Origin of the sequence: Nakamurella sp. UYEF19 (genome assembly GCF_040546275.1) — a bacterium.
In the GTDB taxonomy this organism is placed as follows: domain Bacteria; phylum Actinomycetota; class Actinomycetes; order Mycobacteriales; family Nakamurellaceae; genus Nakamurella.
In genome coordinates this window covers 164,885-184,964 of sequence record NZ_JBEPNO010000003.1, presented here as the reverse complement: position 1 = coordinate 184,964, position 20,080 = coordinate 164,885, and the positions used below count along the sequence as shown (strand labels likewise).

16 protein-coding genes are annotated in these 20,080 nt (G+C 67.8%); 9 read left to right on the top strand and 7 right to left on the bottom strand.

The features are described from left to right. Window positions 1–1,428, bottom strand: a complete 1,428-nt coding sequence (locus ABIB25_RS07010) for an extracellular solute-binding protein (RefSeq protein ID WP_354527711.1) — start codon at window positions 1,426–1,428, stop codon at window positions 1–3. 351 nt (window positions 1,429–1,779) lie between these two features. On the opposite strand from ABIB25_RS07010, the gene cysS reads away from it, so the two are divergent. Both cysS and rlmB read left to right on the top strand, forming a co-directional pair. Further along, the gene (gene cysS / locus ABIB25_RS07005) at window positions 1,780–3,174 is read left to right on the top strand and encodes a cysteine--tRNA ligase (RefSeq protein ID WP_354527710.1); all 1,395 of its coding nucleotides are present in this window, start codon (window positions 1,780–1,782) and stop codon (window positions 3,172–3,174) included. A gap of 79 nt (window positions 3,175–3,253) precedes the next feature. Then, complete coding sequence (rlmB, locus tag ABIB25_RS07000; protein ID WP_354527709.1) at window positions 3,254–4,219, top strand: 23S rRNA (guanosine(2251)-2'-O)-methyltransferase RlmB; 966 nt, start codon at window positions 3,254–3,256, stop codon at window positions 4,217–4,219. Window positions 4,220–4,603: 384 nt separating this feature from the next. Here rlmB and ABIB25_RS06995 read toward each other — a convergent pair whose 3' ends face one another. Both ABIB25_RS06995 and ABIB25_RS06990 read right to left on the bottom strand, forming a co-directional pair. Then, the gene (locus tag ABIB25_RS06995) at window positions 4,604–5,452 is read right to left on the bottom strand and encodes a tyrosine-protein phosphatase (RefSeq protein WP_354527708.1); all 849 of its coding nucleotides are present in this window, start codon (window positions 5,450–5,452) and stop codon (window positions 4,604–4,606) included. A gap of 6 nt (window positions 5,453–5,458) precedes the next feature. After that, complete coding sequence (locus ABIB25_RS06990) at window positions 5,459–6,145, bottom strand: IMPACT family protein (RefSeq protein ID WP_354527707.1); 687 nt, start codon at window positions 6,143–6,145, stop codon at window positions 5,459–5,461. Window positions 6,146–6,260: 115 nt separating this feature from the next. Here ABIB25_RS06990 and ABIB25_RS06985 point away from each other — a divergent pair, with 115 nt between their 5' ends. The 5 genes from ABIB25_RS06985 (at window position 6,261) to ABIB25_RS06965 (ending at window position 11,442) form a co-directional block, all read left to right on the top strand. After that, on the top strand, window positions 6,261–7,166 hold the full coding sequence (locus tag ABIB25_RS06985) for a metal ABC transporter solute-binding protein, Zn/Mn family (RefSeq protein WP_354527706.1): 906 nt from the start codon (window positions 6,261–6,263) through the stop codon (window positions 7,164–7,166). A 47-nt stretch (window positions 7,167–7,213) separates the two neighbouring features. Then, entirely contained in the window at window positions 7,214–8,182 is a 969-nt protein-coding gene (locus ABIB25_RS06980) for a metal ABC transporter ATP-binding protein (RefSeq protein WP_354527705.1), read from the top strand. Continuing rightward, window positions 8,179–9,066, top strand: coding sequence for a metal ABC transporter permease (locus tag ABIB25_RS06975; protein WP_502919758.1), 888 nt, complete (start codon window positions 8,179–8,181; stop codon window positions 9,064–9,066). Before ABIB25_RS06980 ends, ABIB25_RS06975 begins: the two co-directional genes overlap by 4 nt. 367 nt (window positions 9,067–9,433) lie before the next feature. Further along, the gene (locus ABIB25_RS06970) at window positions 9,434–10,420 is read left to right on the top strand and encodes an ABC transporter ATP-binding protein (protein ID WP_354527703.1); all 987 of its coding nucleotides are present in this window, start codon (window positions 9,434–9,436) and stop codon (window positions 10,418–10,420) included. Then, window positions 10,417–11,442 (top strand): ABC-2 transporter permease family protein, encoded by a 1,026-nt coding sequence (locus ABIB25_RS06965; protein WP_354527702.1) that lies wholly within the window; start codon window positions 10,417–10,419, stop codon window positions 11,440–11,442. The genes ABIB25_RS06970 and ABIB25_RS06965 overlap by 4 nt, the downstream gene beginning before the upstream one ends. Before the next feature lie 216 nt (window positions 11,443–11,658). On the opposite strand, the gene ABIB25_RS06960 is transcribed toward ABIB25_RS06965, so the two are convergent. Both ABIB25_RS06960 and ABIB25_RS06955 read right to left on the bottom strand, forming a co-directional pair. Beyond that, a complete protein-coding gene (locus ABIB25_RS06960) occupies window positions 11,659–11,877 on the bottom strand; it encodes a hypothetical protein (protein ID WP_354527701.1) in 219 nt (72 codons plus the stop codon). A 137-nt stretch (window positions 11,878–12,014) separates the two neighbouring features. Then, window positions 12,015–13,139, bottom strand: coding sequence for an ABC transporter ATP-binding protein (locus ABIB25_RS06955; protein WP_354527700.1), 1,125 nt, complete (start codon window positions 13,137–13,139; stop codon window positions 12,015–12,017). 327 nt (window positions 13,140–13,466) lie between these two features. On the opposite strand from ABIB25_RS06955, the gene ABIB25_RS06950 reads away from it, so the two are divergent. After that, window positions 13,467–14,543 (top strand): LacI family DNA-binding transcriptional regulator, encoded by a 1,077-nt coding sequence (locus tag ABIB25_RS06950; RefSeq protein ID WP_354527699.1) that lies wholly within the window; start codon window positions 13,467–13,469, stop codon window positions 14,541–14,543. Between the two features lie 386 nt (window positions 14,544–14,929). On the opposite strand, the gene ABIB25_RS06945 is transcribed toward ABIB25_RS06950, so the two are convergent. Continuing rightward, the gene (locus ABIB25_RS06945; RefSeq protein WP_354527972.1) at window positions 14,930–17,149 is read right to left on the bottom strand and encodes a bifunctional alpha,alpha-trehalose-phosphate synthase (UDP-forming)/trehalose-phosphatase; all 2,220 of its coding nucleotides are present in this window, start codon (window positions 17,147–17,149) and stop codon (window positions 14,930–14,932) included. A 310-nt stretch (window positions 17,150–17,459) separates the two neighbouring features. Continuing rightward, complete coding sequence (locus ABIB25_RS06940) at window positions 17,460–18,032, bottom strand: peptide deformylase (protein ID WP_354527698.1); 573 nt, start codon at window positions 18,030–18,032, stop codon at window positions 17,460–17,462. Window positions 18,033–18,324: 292 nt separating this feature from the next. On the opposite strand from ABIB25_RS06940, the gene efeU reads away from it, so the two are divergent. After that, the gene (efeU, locus tag ABIB25_RS06935) at window positions 18,325–20,043 is read left to right on the top strand and encodes an iron uptake transporter permease EfeU (RefSeq protein ID WP_354527697.1); all 1,719 of its coding nucleotides are present in this window, start codon (window positions 18,325–18,327) and stop codon (window positions 20,041–20,043) included. Window positions 20,044–20,080 lie beyond the last annotated feature (37 nt).

Genomic DNA, 20,080 nt, shown 5'->3' with positions numbered 1-20,080 from the left:
TCAGCCGGTGGCGTCGACCTGGGCCTGGATGGCGTCCAGGGTGGTCTTGCCGTCGGAGGTGGCGATCCCGCCGCCGTTTGCCTGCAGGGCGTCCTGCAGAGCCGACCACTTCGGGTTGCCCTGGGGCAGGTAGCGAACGGTCGGCAGGGCGTCGTAGAAGGGCTTGTTCGCCGGGGTGGCGGCCTGCTGCAGGGCGATCGCGCCGGTGGTCACCGGGAGCAGACCGGTTGCTGCCGACCACTTGTTGTAGACGTCCGGGAGGTAGAAGTAGTCCAGGAACGTCTTGGTGGCGGCCTTACGAGTGGCGTCCTTGTTGTTGAAGGCCAGGATGAAGTCGGTGACGCCAAGCGCAACCGGCGTGGCACCGTCCTTCGACGGCACCGGCGCAAGAGCCCACTTGATGTTCGGGAACTTCTTGGTCATGTCGGCGACGAGACCCGGCTGGGTGACGTACATCCCGAGCTTGCCCTGGTTGAACAGGTCGGCGACGTCCTGACGGTTGGACGAGCCGGGGTTCGGCTGGGTGGCCTTGGCGTCGATGAAGGTCTTCATCTCGTCGAACGCCGCGATGTTCGCGTCGGAGTTCGCCTTGATGTTGGTGCCGGACAGCCAGTCACCCTTGTTGCCCCAGATCCAGAGGCTGGACTCGACCTGAGCCTCTTCCTTGCCCATCGGCATGCCGTATCCGGAGACGCCGTTGCCGAGAGCGGCGATCTTCTTGCTGTCCGCCAGCAACTCGTCCCACGTCTTGGGGGCAGCGCTGATCCCGGCCTGCTTGAAGAGGTCGGTGTTGTACAGCATGATGCGCGCCGAGGCGATGTCCGGTGCGGCCCACTGGGTTCCGTCGCTGCCCTTGCCGTTGCCGGCCAGGCTCGGGACGATGGTGGAGAAGGTGGCCGGCGACATGACGTCAGTGATCGGGTACAGCAGACCGGCCTTCGCCGAATCGGCGAAGTTGTTGTCGTTCAGGATGTCCGGGGTGTCGTTGCCCTGGATGCGGGTCTGCACCACGTCGGTGAACCCGGTCCAGGACGCGATCTGCAGCTTCACGGTGACGCCCGGGTAGAGCGCGTTGTAACCCTTGATGATCGCCTCCCAGTCGGACTTGGACGAGTCCGTGTAGGCGGGGGCCAGGATGCTGATGGTGGCCTTGAGGCTGGCGTCTCCGGCGGGAGTGCTGCCCGGAGCCGAGGAGACGGCCGGAGCCGACGACGACGCGGGCCCTGCCGAACTGGACGCAGACGATGCAGCCGACGACGACGCGACCGACGACGACCCGACCGACGAGGCCGGGGATGACGCGGACGGGGATGACGCGGACGGTGTCGAGGATCCTGGCGACGTTGCCGTCGTGGAACTCGAACCACAGGCCGCGAGGGCCAAGCTGCCGACCAATGTGACGGCGGCCAACTTGATGGACTTCTTCACGAGCACCTCCATGCTCTTCGACGCCCAGAACTTGCGTGGTTCCGGTCGAACTGCCTGTTTGAATCGATGGTCTGAATGGATGCAGAAGACTGATCGTAACGTGGTTGAAACACGCAATTTCAATCACGTCGTTGCAGCATGTTGCATAGCAGCGCGTCCGTCAAGACCCCTTCGGTCCGTTGTGACCGAAGTGTTGTCATCCTGACGGGTGGCGCGCCATCCGGCGGTTGGGCCTGATGGTGGAACCCCACCACGAGGGCGTGACCGTACAGCGAGCATGTCACCACTTCGGGGCGTCGGCAGGGCGGCTCGTGGGGTCGAACGACAGGACCCGCCCCGTACCATGCTCGGGTGAGCTTGCATCTGTACGACACGGCGACCCGCGCCGTGCGGCCGTTCGAGCCGCTGCGACCGGGCGTGGTGTCGCTGTACAACTGCGGCGCGACCGTGCAGTGGTATCCGCACATCGGCCACCTGCGTGGCGCGGGCGTCGTCTACGACGTCCTCCGGCGCTGGCTGGCGCACTCCGGGTACGAGGTCGTGCACGTCCGGAACGTCACCGACATCGACGACAAGATCTTGTCCAAGGCCGCCGGGGCCGGTCGCGACTGGTGGGAGTGGGCGACCACGCACGAGCGCGCCTTCTCGGATGCCTACGACACCCTCGGCTGCCTGCGGCCGTCGATAGAACCGCGTGCCACCGGCCACATCCCGCAGATCATCGGGATGATCGCGGAGCTGATCGAAGCCGGCAAGGCGTACGCCGCGGCCGGTGATGTCTACTTCGCGGTGCGCTCCGACTCCAACTACGGCTTCCTGTCCGGTCAGCGACTGGATGAGGTGCAGCAGGGCGAGAGCGAGGGCGCCGGGAAGGCTGATTTCGCCGACTTCACCATGTGGAAGGCCGCCAAGCCGGGCGAACCGTTCTGGGACTCCCCGTGGGGTCCCGGGCGCCCTGGCTGGCACATCGAGTGCTCGGCGATGGCCCGCAACTACCTCGGAGACGCCTTCGACATCCACGGCGGTGGTCTGGATCTGATCTTCCCGCACCACGAGAACGAGGCTGCGCAATCGCACGGTGTCGGCGACCCGTTCGCCCGGTTCTGGATGCATTCGCACTGGGTGACCATGGCCGGCGAGAAGATGTCCAAGTCGCTCGGCAACGTGCTCTCGCTGCCAGCGATCACCGAGCACACGCGGGCCATCGCACTGCGGTACTACCTCCTCAGCGTGCACTACCGGTCGTCGATCGAGTACTCCCGCGAGGCACTCGACGATGCGGCCAAGGCCTTCGAGCGCATCGAGGGGTTTCTGCAGCGGGTGGCCGATCGGGTCGGTCCGGTCGGCACTGCCGACCTGCCGCAGGCCTTCACCGATGCGATGGACGACGACCTCGGGGTGCCCAGAGCACTGGCCGTGGTGCACGACCGCGTCAGGGTGGGCAATGCCGCCCTCGCCGGCGGCGATCACCCGGCCGCGGCAGCAGAGGCAGCTGTCATCCGGAGCATGCTCGCGGTGCTCGGTGTCGATCCGTTCGTGGCGCCCTGGCTCGACGCCGGGAGCGATGATGCACTGCACGCGGCCACCGACCGTTTGATCGCCCGACTCCTCGCCGACCGGACCGCCGCGCGGGCAGCCAAGGACTTCGCCGCCGCGGATTCCATCCGGAACACCCTGGCGCAGGCCGGTTTTGCCATCGAGGACACGGTCGACGGCCCCGTCTGGTCGGTCAACACCCCGTCCTAGTGCCGACCGGCCCGACCGGGGTCGGTGTGCGCGCAGGCAACACCAAGCAGTTCGACAGAAGAAGAGAGGTGACGCCGACATGGCCGGGAACTCCCAGCGCCGCGGGGCGGTCCGCAAGTCAGGGACGAAGAAGGGGGCCGTCGTCGGCTCCGGAGGCCAGTCCCGCCGTGCGATCAAGCCCAAGGGGCCGACGCCGCCGGCGTCCGAGCGCACCGGGCATCCGGCTGCTCGCCGGGCCGCCGCAGCGGCCCGCCGCGAGGCGACCCCGCAGGGCCGCCCCCAGCGCAAGGACCGCGGTGACCTGCCGGAGACGGTGGTCGGCCGCAACCCGGTCGTCGAAGCGTTGCGCGCTGGTGTCCCCGCAATGGCTCTCTATGTGGCTCAGGGCATCTCGGTCGACGAGCGGACCGCAGAGGCGGTCGCGCTGGTCGGCAACAAAGGCATCTCGCTGCTGGAGATCTCCCGTCAGGAGATGGACCGCCTGACGGGCAACGCCATCCACCAGGGCCTTGCCCTGCAGGTGCCGCCGTACGACTACGCCCACCCTGACGACCTCCTGGCCAGGGCCAAGGACTCGGGGCGGCCGCCGCTGATCGTCGCCGTCGACGGGGTCACCGACCCTCGCAACCTGGGCGCCATCGTCCGGTCCGCGGCCGCATTCGGTGCGCACGGCGTGCTGATCCCGGAGCGGCGCTCCGCAGGGATGACGGCCTCGGCCTGGCGGACCTCGGCCGGCACCGCGGCGAGGATCAGGGTGGCCCGGTGCACGAACCTCGTACGGGCGCTCAAGGAGTATGCGGCAGCCGGATTGATGATCGCCGGGCTCGACGCGGACGGCACCGTCGACACCGATGACTTCGATCTGGCCACCGGACCGTTGGTGCTGGTCATCGGGTCGGAGGGTCGTGGGCTCGCCCGTCTGACCCGGACGGTCTGCGACGTCACCGTCTCCATCCCGATGGCCAGGACGGTGGAGTCGCTGAATGCTTCGGTGGCGACCGGTGTTGTTCTCGCCGAGGTCGCCCGCCGCCGCCGGAATCTCTGACCTGCGCCGTTCTCCTGGGCTCCGAATGACGTGGCCTGGCGGTGTTCTGCGGGCCGAGAGTGCCGGATTCGCAGTCTTGGTCGGCGGAGTGGTCGCGAATCGGCGACAATGTGCGGATGGGTACGCCATAGTCGGGGGGCAAACCCGCACGTACCGGCCAGTAGCGCGGGAGCGCCGCCGGGCACCCTGGGAAATTGGCGCTCCCCCAGCTGTCCGGCACGGGCTGTTCCGTGCCGCTGCGTCGATCTCAGAGCCTCGTCAGGTGTTGAGCTCGGCTGCCCACTGTCCCGGGCTGTGTGTGCAGGCCCCGCTGTTCCCGGCCTGACCGGAACCCCGGCCGAAGCGACGACGAGTCCTGAGCGCTGGGCACCGCGACAACGCGTCCTAGGCGGTGAGTGCAGCGACGACCCGGTCCAGCGTGGCCTGGTCGGTGTTGCGCCGCAACACGGCGGCCGCGCCGCCCAATTCGCGCACGTGGTCGAGCAGTGTGCGGATGGCGGACTCCGGCGCATCGCTGATGCCCGGCGGGATGTCACGGCGGGCATTGCGCTGCGCCGGCGTCTCGCCGGTGAGCTGCTGCAGAGCGTCGGGCAGCGCGACCTGGGTGAGCAGGTAATCGGTGACGATCGCCTCGTGGTCGGTGCCGATCAGGTCGAGCAGCAACGCGATCGCGGTGCCCGTCCGGTCCTTGCCGGCTGCGCAATGAACCAGGACCGGTCGGCCTTGGCCGACCGCGTGCATGGTCTCGGCCAGCCGCATTCCGGCCATGTCGACGATGGCCTGGTAGAACTCGGCCAGGATCCGGTGCCCCTCGGGGATCGAGTCCGACTCGAGCCGGATGCGCCGGGTCGGCGCCTCCCCGTCGCCGGACGGCAGGATCTGATCGGCCAGCGGAACCCTGACCACTTGCACCCCCTCGGATTCCGCCGACGTCCAGTCGGGTGCTACCTGCTCGTGGGGCTCCCGCAGGTCGATGATCGTGGCGATCCCGGCATCCCGCACCACGGCGAGATCGGTGGCGTCCAGGTGATACGGCTGCGCCGATCGGAAGAGACGCCCGGGCCGCAACGGCCCACGCGGTGACGTCTCGGCCACATCCCGGAAGTTCAGCAGCGCCATCGTCTCCCCGTTTCGTTCACGTTCGATCGTGCCGGTGGTCCACCCGTCGGCCTGTCCGATTCGCTGCTCGTCCAGCAGGTCCAGTAGACCGTGCCGCGCCGGACGAAGGTCCACCGGGTACTACTCGTCCATCCACCGGAAGCCGGCCGGGCGCAGCAGGCCCTCACCAGAGGTGATCGCCGCCACTGCCGCGCTCAGCTCACCGGTGACGGCCAGGGTGAGGATGGCGCGATCGTCGTAGCGCACTCCGAGCACGCGGACCCCGCGGGCCCGCAGCTCGGACTCCACGCGCCCGGCCACTGCGTGGTCGACGGCGAGCTCGGCCAGCTCGCTCCTTCTTCGGCGGACCGTGACCGCCATGTCGACCGCGTTCGCCACCGCGCCGGAATAGGCGCGGATCAGGCCGCCGGTCCCGAGCAGGGTTCCGCCGAAGTACCGGCTGACGACGGCAGCGACGTTGACCAGGCCAGCAGATTCGATGCGTTGGGCCGGAGAACCATTTCTCGACGACGATTGTCCGGGCGGACCGGCCTGAAGGGCCTGAAGCATCGGCATTCCGGCCGTGCCCGACGGTTCACCGTCGTCACCCGATCTGGCCACCACCGAGCCGGTTCCCAGGTCCTCGTCGAACGCGACGAAGGCCCAGCAGTGGTGCCGGGCGTCCGGGAGGAGCCGTCGCTGCTCCTCGACCAGGCCCTTCGCGTCGGTCTCGCTGTCCATCCGTCGCAGGACCGTCAGGAACCGCGACTTCTTGACGTCGACCTCGTGCCGGACGTCCCGGCCCGCGGCGATCGTCAGGAAGTCCATGCTCTGCATCCTGCCCGGTCGGCAAGTTGGTGCGAGACGGGTTTCCGAGCGCGGCGACCATGGTTTAGAATATGAGAACGATTATCAAGAGCATTGACAGTAGGAGATCCAGAAGATGACACGCACTCTCGCCAGGATCGGATTCGGGGCCATGGTCGCCTCCTCCGTGGTGCTGGCTTCCTGCAGTTCGACGTCGACGGGAGGTGCGGCGAGCGGCCAGATCGCGGTCGTGGCCTCCACCGACGTGTGGGGCAACATCGCCTCGGCGATCGGCGGCAGCAAGGTGCAGGTGACGTCGATCGTCTCCGATCCGTCCGCCGATCCGCATTCCTACGAGGCCGACGTGCAGAACCAGCTGGCCATCTCCAAGGCCACCGTCATCATCGAGAACGGCGGTGGCTACGACGATTTCGTCGGCAAGATGGTGAGCTCGGCCGGCTCGAAGGCGACGATCATCAACGCCGTGGACATTTCCGGCTACGCAGCGACGCAGGGCGACTCGCTCAACGAACACGTCTGGTACGACTTCCCGACGGTCGACAAGGTGGTCGACAAGATCCGGACCACCCTGACCGGTGCGGACCCGGCCGGTGCCGCGACGTTCGATGCCAACGCCAAGACTTTCACTGCCACGGTTGCGGTGCTGCGGCAGAAGGAGGCGGCCATCAAGACCAAGAGCGCGGGGGTCGGGGTGGCCATCACGGAGCCGGTGCCGCTCTACATGCTCGACGCCGCGGGTCTGACGAACAAGACCCCGCCGGAGTTCAGCGAGGCCATCGAGGGCGAGACGGACGCCCCGGCGACCGTCGTGGCAAAGACGCTGGCGCTCTTCACCGGGAAGCAGGTCAAGGCCCTCGTCTACAACGAGCAGACCACCGGGCCGCAGACCGAGCAGGTGCTGGCCGCGGCCAAGGCCAACGGGATCGCCATCGTCCCCGTCACCGAGACGCTGCCGGGCGGCACCGACTACCTGGGTTGGATGGGTGCAAATCTCGACGCCATCGCCAAAGCCGTGGCGTGATGCCCCCGATCCGGAACGCTCCCGACCCGGTTCGACATGATGGACCGGTGAGCGACGACACCGGACCTGAGGGCAGCCAGGCGCCCGACCCGTCAGCGGCCCGGCCGTCTCCCGTCGTCGAGTTGTCCTCGGCTTCTCTCGGGTACGGGGCGCGGTCGCTGTGGACGGACTTGGACCTGCGCATCGAGGCCGGGCAGTTCGTGGCCGTGCTCGGGGCCAACGGTGCCGGCAAGACCAGCCTGCTGCGCGTCCTGCTGGGGGAACAGGCTCTGACGTCCGGGTCGGCACGGATCGCCGGAGCGCCGGTGCGTCGGGGCAGCGATAAGGTCGGCTATGTCCCGCAGCGGGTCGGCATCGACTCCGGAACCATGGTCAAGGCCAGGGATGTCGTCCGGATGGGGCTGGACGGTCACAAGTGGGGCCTGCCGCTGCTGTTCGGCGAGAAGCGGCGGGCGGTGCGCCGCACCGTCGACGAGATGCTGGCTGCGGTCGGCGCAACAGCCTTCGCGGACGCGCCGGTGTCCATGCTGTCCGGCGGTGAGCTGCAGCGGATCCGCATCGCCGAGGCGCTGGCCTGCGATCCGGACCTGCTGATCTGCGACGAGCCGCTGGCCGCCCTCGACCTGCGACACCAGCAGGAGGTCGCCGCACTCATCGACCAGCGGCGTCGGGAACACGACACGGCGGTCATCTTCGTCACGCACGAGATCAATCCGATCCTGCAGTACGTCGACCAGGTGCTCTACCTGGCCGGCGGACGGTTCCGCCTCGGGCCGCCGTCCGAGGTGATGACCTCGGCTGCGCTGTCCGCCCTCTACGACGCGCCCGTCGACGTCATCTCGGCACACGGGCGGCTGGTGGTCGTCGCGGCCACCGACATGACGGCGGGTCTCCACCAGTCGCTGGACGACCATGGCGCGCACGGTCATCACGGGCACTCCACCGAGGGCCAGCTGCACGGTCGTCACGATCACGGCCCGCACGACCCGGCGGATCGTTCGGGGTGGGGCCGGTGAATGGCTTCTGGGAACGCCTGTTCAACTTCCAGAACTACAGCGAACTATTGGCCCTGGTATCGAACTCGATCGTGGCCGGCGCGCTGCTCGGCGTGATCGGCGGCCTGATCGGCGTCTTCGTCATGCTGCGCGATCTCACCTTCGCCGTGCACGGGATCAGCGAGCTGTCGTTCGCCGGTGCGTCGCTGGCCCTGCTTCTCGGGCTGAACGTGGTGGCCGGATCGGTGGCCGGTTCATTGATCGCCGCGGTGATCTTCGGCCTGCTCGGGGTCCGCGCGCGGGAGCGTTCGTCCGTCATCGCGGTGCTGATGCCATTTGGTCTCGGGCTCGGCGTGCTCTTCGTGTCGTTGTACCGAGGCCGCTCCGCCAACAAGTTCGGGGCCCTGCTCGGCCAGGTCGTCGCGGTCGACAACCCTCAGCTGGTCTGGCTGTCCGTCATCACGGTGATCGTGCTTGCCGCGCTGGCGATCATATGGCGCCCCTTGATGTTCGCCACCGTGGATCCCGAGATCGCAGCCGCCCGAGGTGTTCCCGTACGAGCGCTGTCGCCGATCTTCATGATCGTGCTGGGTCTCGCGGTCGCCGTATCGGTGCAGATCGTCGGGGCACTGCTCGTCCTCGCGCTCCTGGTGACGCCGGCCGCGGCCGCCATGCGGGTGACGGCCTCCAGCGTCTGGGTGCCGGTGCTGTCCACCATCTTCGCGGTGATCGCGGTGGTCGGCGGCATCATGCTCGCCGTCGGTGGGACGCTGCCCATTTCGCCGTACGTCACGACGATCTCGTTCACGATCTACTGCATCTGCCGGGTGGTGGGGGCCCGTCGGACCAAGCGCGGCTGGGCCCGGCGACCGTCCGAATCGCCAACGGTGACGGCCGGTGCCTGACGCTTCTGGAGATCGAGGTGCCTTCGGACTGCCGGCGGTCCAGCTCGGCGATCACCGTTTCGAGGTCGGCATCCGCTGGACATGGTCTGCAGCGCAGCGGAATCGAGTTCGGTACTGGACAGTTGGGACGTTCCACCCGGTGGCGGCTCGGCCGTTCGTAGCTGCGCCCTGATCCGCGAGACCTGCGCGTCGACCTGGTGCACGGCGTAGCTCTGCCGGAACTGGGCGACGCGATTGAACTGCGGGGGCTTGTCCTCGAGCATGCCGCCGAGGGTGGTGGCCAGCGGTTCGCCCGATTGCCGACGGCGCCTTCACAGCATTCCCATAGGGCGTACGGCATAGTCGCGGTCACGGGGAAGGGGTGCACATGGCCGTCATCGAGATCGTCGGAGCGCACAAGACGTACCGGCGGTGGCGCAAGCCACCCGAACGTGCGGTTCAGGGACTGGACCTGACGGTCGAGGCCGGCGGCGTGTTCGGATTTCTCGGACCGAACGGTTCGGGCAAGACGACGACGATCCGGCTGCTTCTGGGCCTGGTCCGGCCGGATTCCGGGAGCCTGCACATGCTGGGCCGATCGGTGCCCGCGGAACTCCCGCTGGTGATGGGCCGGGTCGGCGCGCTGGTCGAGACACCCTTGTTCTTCCCCAACTTCACCGGGCGGGTGAACCTCGCGCTGCTCGCCAGGGCCTCGAACATCCCGAAGGCCCGGATCGACGAGATGCTCGAACTGGTCGACCTGCAGGGCCGGGCCGACGACCGCGTCAAGGGCTACTCGTTGGGCATGAAGCAGCGGCTCGGCATCGCCGCCGCCCTGCTGAAGAACCCCGAACTGCTGATCCTGGACGAGCCGGGCAACGGTCTGGACGCCGCCGGGATCCGCGAGGTCCGTCAGCTGATCAAGCATCTCGGCACCATCGGAGTGACGGTCCTGCTCTCCTCGCACCAGCTCGGTGAGGTGCAGCAGGTGTGTGACCGGGTCGCCATCATGTCCCACGGCCGGGTCATCGCGTCCGGGTCGGTGTCCGATTTGCTGGCGACCGGCACGACCGGCGACGTGAGAGTCCGGCTGGGTGATACATCAATGGGTGCAACGGTTCTGCGGAGCGCCGGATTCACCGTGACGGCACTCGAGGGGGATGACGACGGTTGGCGGGTTGGCGGCGTCGGTGATCCCGCCCTGGTCACGAAGGCGCTGAGCGAGGCCGGCCTGTACCTACGTGAACTCAGCCCGATCGCTGCCGATCTGGAGAGCGTGTTCCTGGATCTGACCGCCGACGGTGCGGACGGGACCGCCGGGGAGACGGAAACGACTGCGCGGTCGGTCGTCGAGCAGAATCCGGTCGGCCGATGACGGCCACGCTGGCGCACCGGGGTGACCGGACGTCCGTGCCGACGTTCGGCCGACTGCTCGTCGTGGAGTTTCTGCGGCTGGGCCGTCGCAGGTTCACCAAGGTCCTGTTCGCGTTGAGCATCATCGGCTACCTGCTGGCGGTCGGCTTCCTGTGGCAGTCCCATTCCAAGGTGACCGCAGGTGATCTCGCCCAGGCCACCGCTCAGCGAAACCAGCAGATCGTGGAGATCAGGCAGGGGGTGGCCGACTGCCTGAAGGTTGCGGGCAATACCGAGCAGCAGTGCGGGACCGTGCCGACCGAGCAGGAATTCCCGATCGATCAATTCGTGTCGGCCAATCCGTTCCAGCCGCGTGACGTGCAGCCGTACGCCATGGCGGTCGGCGCGGCCGTTTCACTGGCCGGGTTCATGCTGGCCGCGACCTTCATCGGTGCCGAGTGGTCCAGCAAGAACATCGTGGCCTGGCTGTTCTACGAGCCGCGTCGGTTACGGCTGATGTGGGCCAAGCTACTTGCCCTGTCAGGCGTTGTGCTGGTGCTATCGGTCATCGCGCAGGTCCTCTGGAACGTCACCGCTCGGCTGCTGCTGAGCTCCCGGGGCGTGCCGGTGTCAACCCTCGGCGCGGATGCCGCCCAGTTCTGGCCCGATGTCGTCCACGTGCAGATCAGAGCGGCGCTCGTCGTCGTGCCGGTGATGCTGCTGGGATTCGGCCTGGCGAATCTGATCAAGAACACCGCTGCCGCACTGGGTGTCGCGTTCGTCTACCTCGCGGTGGTCGAGAGCGTACTGCGCGCGATCAGCCCGTCGCTGCAGCCCTATCAGTTCACGACCAGCCTGCTGGCCTGGGTGAACAAGGGCGGCCTGACCGTCTACGGCGACCTGGTCTACGACCAGAAGAACGGCTACGTCCAGCCGCTGGAGATCCACGTCTCGAACCTGCACGGCGGGATCACCATGATGGCCTACGCGCTGGTGGTGCTGGCCGTCTCGATCGCCTGGTTCCGGCGACGCGACATCGCCTGAAACTTCGCGCACTGCACCACTTCTGGCACCCGACGATGATGTGCCACGCCCAGGTGCCGACATTGGCGCGAGGTGTGCCGTCGGTGCTACGGACGCGGCTGCACGACACGGATCATCGAGGTGGCGGCACGGGATAGCGTGCGACCTCGAGTTTGTCGTATCCCCGGTACCGGCCCGCCGACCGACGGAGTTCCACCCGCTCGACCTGGTCGGCCATCAACAGACGTCGACCGCTTCTCCGATGAGCGTGATCAGCGCACCGACCGAGCCCTCGTCGTAGCCGCGTTCGCCGATGGGCGGACTGTTGAAGAGAGGATTCCTGATCAGATTCCGATCAGAGGTGTCAAGGATCGGGTGCGGTACGGCGTCGACCTCCACGACCGAGTAGCCGCGTCGAAGTCGGCCCGCCCGCGGCAGTGTGATTTCCCCTCCCATCCTGGACGACTCTGGTCATCCACCCCACGGCCGAGATGCGCTTGCCGAAAGCACCTTGCCAAGCACCTTGCCGAAAGCACAACGGGCGGCCCGGGAATCCCGGACCGCCCGTTGCTGTGGTGCTGGTAGCGCTGGAGTTACTTGCCGAAGCTCACCGAGTCGGCCGGTACGGCCGCGGAGGTGGCAAGGCGCAGCCCGGTTGACTTGTCGAACACGTGGATGTGCGTCGGGTCGGTGACCGACGCGCGGATGACGGCACCGACCGTCGGGTGCGTGCGGGCCTCGGCACGGATGATGAAGCGATCCCCGTCCTCGGCGGCACCGTGGACGAACGACTCCGCACCCAGCTCCTCGACCACGGAGACGGTGATCGCCATGCCGTGATCGGACAGCGTCAGGTTCTCCGGACGAACACCCAGCACGACGTTCGAGATGCCCTTGCTGGATGCCTCGGCGAGCTGGTCGCGAGTCAGCGGAACGATGACGTCGCCGAACTTGACGCCCTCGCTGGTCAGCGTGGAGTCGATCAGGTTCATGGCCGGGGAGCCGATGAACCCGGCGACGAAGACGTTCTTCGGGCGGTCGTACAGCTCGCGCGGGGTGTCGCACTGCTGCAGCACGCCACCGGGGGCGAGGACGGCGACGCGGTGTCCCATCGTCATGGCCTCGACCTGGTCGTGGGTGACGTAGACGGTGGTGGTGCCGAGGCGGGCCTGCAGACCGGCGATGTTGGCGCGGGTCTCCACGCGGAGCTTGGCGTCGAGGTTCGACAGCGGCTCGTCCATCAGGAAGACGGAGGGCTCGCGGACGATGGCGCGACCCATGGCGACGCGCTGGCGCTGGCCACCGGAGAGGGCCTTCGGCTTGCGGTCGAGGTACTTCTCCAGATCGAGCAGGCCGGCGGCCTCGCGGACCTTGGAGGCGATCTCGGTCTTGTTGACGCCGCGGAGCTTGAGCGCGAAACCCATGTTCTCGGCGACCGTCATATGCGGGTAAAGGGCGTAGGACTGGAAGACCATTGCGATGTCGCGGTTCTTCGGGGGGACGTTCGTGACGTCGCGGCCGCCGATGAGGATGCGACCTTCGTTGATGTCCTCGAGGCCGGCCAGCATGCGGAGGGCGGTGGACTTGCCGGACCCGGACGGGCCGACCAGTACCAGGAACTCGCCATCGGTGATGTCCAGGTTGAGCTTGTCGACCGCGCGTACGGGCGGGCTGCCCGGGTAGATGCGGGACGCTTCGTCGTACTTGACGTCTGCCATGAATACTTCCTTCTTCCGATCGGCCCGGCGCTCGCGGGCGGTCCGTGGGTAGTGGTGCGGGTGTTGCATCCGGTGGTGCGGGTGCTGCCGAGATGGGTCGGACCATGCCGACCCGAGGTGCTGCGGATCACGTTAGCGTGTGGATCGACGGCTGGAAAGGCACCTCGGTAAGCGCTTTCCAAGATGAGTCAGATTCACTCCTTCGGTCTAGTTCTCGAATCGCGCGCGAGCGCCCGGACACGTTCTGGTGATGAATCGGACATTGCAGGCGCCCAATCCGCGGCCCGGCAGGTTCGGGGATGCCCGTCTTACGGCTAACGTGCTTGCATGGAACGCCCCTTGCGAACAAGGCCGCCGGCGACGCTGGCTTCGCTCGCGGCTGAGTTGGGCATCTCCAGGACGACGGTGTCCAATGCCTACAATCGGCCGGACCAGCTCTCCCCGCAGTTGCGGACCAGGGTGATGGATGCGGCCCGGCGTCTCGGGTATCCGGGCCCCGACCCGGTGGCAAGATCCCTGCGCACCCGCAAGGCCGGCGCCATCGGTTTGCTGCTCACCGAGCAGCTGTCGTACGCCTTCCGCGATCCGGCGGCCGTGGCCTTCCTGGAGGGCCTGACGCTCGAGTGCGACCACGCCAGGGTCGGTCTACTGCTGGTGCCCGCCAGCCCGGATTCTGACGACACCCTCGCGGTGTCCAGTGCGGCCGTCGACGGCTTCATCGCCTATTCGATGCCGGATGACGACCCGCACCTTGCCGCTGTGCTGGCCCGCCCGGTGCCGGCGGTGATCTGCGACCAGCCCGCGGTCAACGGGGCCGACCTGGTCGGCATCGACGACCGCGCGGCGGCCCGTGGGATTGCCGATCACCTGGTCGCCCTCGGTCATCGGCGGGTGGGTGTGGTCTGCATGCGTCTTGGGCGCGCAAATCGTGACGGGGCCGTGGATCTCGCCCGCCAGCAGGCCGCGCACTACCACGTGCAGCGCAACCGTCTGGCCGGACTCCGCGACGGATTCATGGCAGCCGGTATCGCGTGGGACCGGGTGCCGGTGGTCGAGCGGTTCGAGCACTCGTTGGCTTCGGGGGCGACGGGGGCGTCGCAGGTGCTGGCCCTCGACCCGGGTATCACCGCCCTCATCGCCACGTCGGACGTGCTCGCGCTTGGCGCGATGGAAGAGCTGGCGAAGCGGCGTCAGCGGGTGCCCGATGATGTGTCGGTGACCGGGTTCGACGGAATCAGGTCGGCGGTCGAAATCGGGATGACGACGGTCGTCCAGCCGGTGGGGGAGAAGGGTCGGCAGGCAGGTCGGATGCTGCTCGACCCGGCCCGCAGTACCCGCGGCCGCCGCGTCGTTCTCCCGACGACGTTCCTTCCCGGCAGCACCTCCGCCCCGCCCCGCCTCTGACCCCCTGGTCGACGTCCCGCAGCGCCCCGTGCGCACCCCGCCACCCGTGCCCCGCTCGCACCCCGTACCCCGCTCGCACCCGTGCCCCGCTCGCACCCGTGCCCCGCTCGCACCCGTGCCCCGCGCATACAGAACTGCCCGGCGCATACCGATGTGCCCGAAATTAGCCCATTCTGATTGAATTCGGTCACTTTCATATGCGCAGCAAAAGCCCTGCGCTGCCAGGCGAACCGGACCGCTACGGGGCTTCCGCCGAAGGGGTGAGGCGGGACGTCCCGCATCGCGCATACCGAAATGCTCGAAATCGGCCTATTTGGGCCGAATCCGGTAGATTCCGTATGCGCCGGGCCGTTCTGTATGCGCCGAAGCACGGGAACCCCACCAGGTCAGACGCCGGAGGCGGTCCGGGAGAGTCGGGTACTGGCGCGCCTTCTCGCCGCATCGAGTACGTGCAGCAGGTCGGCGACGCGGGCCGGGTCGGCGATCCGGACGTCGGCGGCGGTGGTGCCGCTGCCCACCTTCACGCCAACGTCGGGCGAGCTCAAGGACAGGAACGCATTCTCGTCGGTGATGTCGTCGCCGATGAACATCGTTGCGGTGCAGTGGTTCTCACGTGCCAAGGCCTGCAGTGCCCGACCCTTGTCGGTGGCCACGACGGTCAGCTCAAGCACCATCTTGCCGCGCAGCAGATGCACGCCCGGCCAGGTCGCCGGATCCTGTTCGATGGCGGTGGTCACCGCTCGTGCGTCCTCGGCGTGGGCACCACGCAGGTGCACTGCGATACCAGTGGGTTTCGGCTCGAGTTTGACGCCCTTGTACTCACTGGTGATGCCCTGCAACGCACGTCGCAGTCTGGCCAGCCTGGTCGCGGCGGCGGGAGGCAGCTCGCTGCGGCCGGTGTGCTCTGGATTCTGCGACCCATCGGTGGAGACACTGGCCACCTCGGCACCGTGACTGCCGATCAGGAGGAGGGAGTCGGTGTCGCCCAACAACAGTCGCAGGTCGGCCAACGATCGCCCGGAGATCACCGCGACGATCGTTCCCGGGATGGTGGCGAGCGAGCGAAGTGCCTCGACCGCTTCCGGCAGCGCGCGGGCGGTCGCCGGATCGTCGACGATCGGCGCGAGTGTTCCATCGAAGTCGGTTCCGACGAGCAGGCGCTCGGTCTCGGAGATCTCGCTGAGAGCTTCGAGAACATCGATGGGCAAACGGCTCCGAGCGTCGGCGACGTGGTCGCGGGTGCCTTCGAGGGAGGACAGGAACGCCGCGGCCCAGCGGTCGACGTCATGGGTGAGGACCTGACGGCGCAACGACCGCATCTGCCGGCGGGCGGCCACCGACGTCATGGTCAGCGCAGCCCGCAGACCGTCCTTCACGCCGTCGGTGTCGTAGGGGTTCACCTGCAACGCGGCACGCAGTTCCCTCGCGGCGCCGGTGAACTCGCTCAGCAGCAGGGTTCCGCCGCCGTCCACCCGGCAGGCCACGTACTCCTTGGCCACCAGGTTCATGCCGTCGCGTAGTGGCGTCACCGTCATCACGTCGGCGGCCACGTAGAACGCGGCGAGTTCTTCGCGGGGGAGCGACTGGTGCAGGTAGTGGACGGCGGGCCGGCCGATCTTGCCGTAGTCCCCGTTGAGCGACCCGACCTGACGCTCGATGCCCTCGCGCATCTTGATGTAGGACTCCAGTCGCTCGCGGCTCGGCGTGGCGATCTGGATCATCACGGCATCGTCGACGGATGGGTCCTTCTCGGCGAGCAGCTCACGGAAGGCCCGCAGCCGGACGTCGATACCCTTCGTGTAGTCGAGACGGTCGACCCCCAGGATGATCTTGCTGGGATTTCCCAGGTCCGCGCGCAGCTTCCGCGCCGCCTCGTGCACCTCGGGAGTGGCGGCGAGGGCGGACTGGGCGGCCGAGTCGATGGAGATCGGGAATGCCCCGGCCTTGATGGTGCGACCGTCGTAGTGCAGGAGTCCACCGCTGGTGGGGACGTCCAGCAGGGACTTCGCCAGCCGGACGAAGTTTCGCGTCCCCCCGGGGAGCTGGAATCCGATGAGGTCTGCGCCGAGCAGGCCGGTGAGGATCTGCCGCCGCCACGGCAGTCGGTTGAACAGCTCCGCGGGCGGAAATGGGATGTGCAGGAAGAATCCGATCCGGACGTCCGGGCGCAGGCGGCGCAGCATCTGCGGGACGAGTTGCAGCTGGTAGTCGTGGATCCAGACGGTGGCATTCGGCGCCGCCACCTCGGCGGCACGCTGGGCAAAACGTTCATTGACCAGCCGATACGCGTCCCACCACGGACGGTGGAACTCCGACGGTGCGACCGCGTCGTGGTAGAGCGGCCATAGTGTGGCGTTCGAGAAGCCCTCGTAGTAGTCGTCCACCTCGGACTCGGTGAGTGCGATCGGCTGCAGGGTCAGGCCGTCGGTGGTGGTGGGCTCGAGTTCCACTCCGGGACTGCCGGGCCATCCGATCCAGGCGCCCTCCCGCCGGGAGAGGATGGGCGCGAGTGCGGTGACCAGCCCGCCGGGCGCCTGACGGGCCTTGGTGGTGCCGTCGGGCTGCTGCTCGAGGTCGAATGGCAGCCGGTTGGCCAGTACCACCATCGAGGCCTGACCGAGGTCCGGCGCGGACGTGGCGATCGGCAACTCGGCAGGAGAAGAATCGGCGGAAGAAGGAGAGGAAGGGGAGGCCGACGGCGTCCGACCCTCGATGGAGTTCTCGGGCGACTTCGATTCCGTGAGGCTCACGTCACCACCTTACGGGCGGTAATCGGCTCGTCGGCCCAGTGTTGCGCAGTCGACAGGGTTGCTGCACAACGGATCAGCTACCCGCCCGAAGCCAGGGAGTCCTCTCGCGTCGGTTTCCCGTGACGAGTCTGACCGCAGGCGCACGACGGGTCAGTGACCGAACGGGTCAGTGACCGAATGGGTCGGCGTCACGTCCGGGCAGCCAGGATCGTCCGGGCACCCCCCAGCCGTTGGCCTTGACCATCTTCTTGGCTGCCCGGGCGTTCCGGCCCACGAGGCGGTCGAGGTAGAGGTAGCCGTCGAGATGATCCGTCTCGTGCTGGAGGCAGCGCGCGAAGAATCCGGTGCCCTCCACCTCGACCTTCTCGCCCTTCACGTCCACCCCGGTCACCTTTGCCCATTCGGCGCGGCCGGTCGGGAAGTTCTCGCCCGGGACGGAGAGGCAGCCCTCGTAGTCGTCGTCCGGGTCGGGCATCGTCTCGGGCACCCCCGACGTCTCGATGGTCGGATTGACCACGTACCCCTTGCGCCTGGTGCCGTCTTCGTCCGGGCAGTCGTAGATGAAGACCCGCCGGTCGTCGCCGATCTGGTTGGCGGCCAGGCCGGCACCGTTGGCCGCGGCGTTGGTCTCGAAGAGGTCGTCGACGAACTCGGCGAGTTCGTCGTCGAACTTCGTCACGGGCACGGTCGGCCGATGCAGGACAGGTTCACCGCAGATCACGATGGGATGGATGGTCACCGATCAATATTAGGGGTGTGTCCGGGAGCCGAGGTCGGAGGCAACTTACATGGGTGAGGCTGCCCTTTGCTGATCTGGCCCAGTCCTTCCGTTCGGCGACGATCGCCGACCATCGGGGAGCAGATTCCGCATGTCGGTGGCCTTCTGGAGCGACGACCTCGCTTCTGCGAAGCGCAGGAGCGGGTGTAGCGTTTCTTCTTAGATAGGTCAGCCTTACCAAACACACCCACTCACTGATCATCGTCTCAGACAGACGCAGGACAGTACGTTCGAGAAATCTCGGAGGTTGCAAATGCTGGCGACGTTTGTCATCGGTCTCCGGGAGGGCCTCGAGGCGGCCTTGATCGTCGGGATCATCGCGGCGTTCCTCCGCCAGAGCGGTCGGTCGGACGCGCTGCGCAAGATGTGGGTCGGTGTCGCGGTCGCCGTGGTGCTCTGCCTCGCCGTCGGTCTGATCCTGCAGAGCGTCAACTCGAACCTCCCGCAGCGCCAGCAGGAGATGCTCGAATGCTTGGTCGCGGCGATCGCGGTGGTGATGGTCTCCTACATGGTGCTGTGGATGCGCACGCACTCGCGCAGTCTCGAGGCCGACCTGCACGAGGCCGCCGGCGGCGCCCTGGCCAGCGGATCCGCGACCGCCCTGGTGGTGATGGCCTTCCTGGCCGTGTTCCGCGAGGGGTTCGAGACCGCGGTCTTCCTGCTGGCCGCGTTCCAGTCTGCGGTCTCGCCCGCACAGGCCGTCGTCGGAGCGGTGCTCGGCGTCGTCATCGCGGTCGGCCTCGGATACCTGATCTACCGCGGCGGCGTGAAGCTGAACCTGTCCCGGTTCTTCCGCATGACCGGTGTCGTCCTCGTGCTGGTGGCGGCCGGACTGGTGATGAGCACCCTGCGCGCGGCCTACGAGGCCGGCTGGCTGACCATCGGTCAGCAGCAGGCGGTCTCGCTCTCGTTGAGCGCCCGCCTGGGCACCGTGCAGGAATCGCTGCTGACCGGCGTGCTCGGCATCCGCTCGTCGATGCCGGTGATCGAGGTGATCGCCTACCTGCTGTATCTGGTCCCGATGCTGGCCGTCGTGCTGTGGCCGGCGAGGAAGGCCCTCACCGGTCTGCGGCTCGGCCGGATTCTGGCCGGCGCCGCCGCCCTCGCCATCGTCGTCGCTGCCGCACTGGTCGTGCTGGCGCCGTCCCCGACGAACACCGCAGCTGCCTCGCTTGCGGTCACCTCCACGACGTCGGCCACCGACCTGGCCACGGGTGACGCCCTCCCTGCGGCCAACTCGAACGGCACCGTCGCCGCTGGATTCGACGCCTCGCACGACACCCTGACGCTGTCCGACGACGGCGACGGTGCCGTTCCGGTCGGCCGCGCGACCCTGCAGCTGGCGGGATCGGTTTCCCTGCCGGGCTTGTCGGCCGCGAAGTACATCGGCACCCCGGTGAGCGTCCCGGTCGACGCCTCCGCCGGCGGATTGCCGGCCACCCTCACTCTCAAGCAGGTGGCTGCGCTGGGTGATGGTCGACTTCCGATCGGGATGTCGGTCGACGGCAGCTCGTCGGGAAGCGTGGAGGTGTCCTACACCGACGCCTGGACGCCAACGGCGACGGTCGACCCGAACTCCGGGACGGTGCTCGGTCTGGACGTCACCGTCGTCCGGTCCATCACCCTCACCAGCGCCGCCGGCGGCACCTATCCGGGTGGGGAGGTCGCGACGATCGAGACGGTGACGACCGATGCGGCCGTCACCAACCAGCTCGCCGTAGCGATCGACATCGCCGACAGCCGCGCAGATCACGAGCTGCTGGGTGAGGTGATCCCTGGCCTGCTCGGCGTTTTCGCAATGATTCTACTGGGATTTGGTCTGCCGCATCTCCTTCGCCGCCGTCCGGACCGGGTGTCCGATCACGTGCCGGCCCCCGATGGTCGACCCGCAGGTGCGGAGGGTATGGACGCAGAACCTGCCGACCGGCGTGAGCAGCTGGCTCCGACTGCGGCCAACGGCAGCGGAACCTGAACGCCCTCAACACTTGTCGGATCAACCCGACACGAAC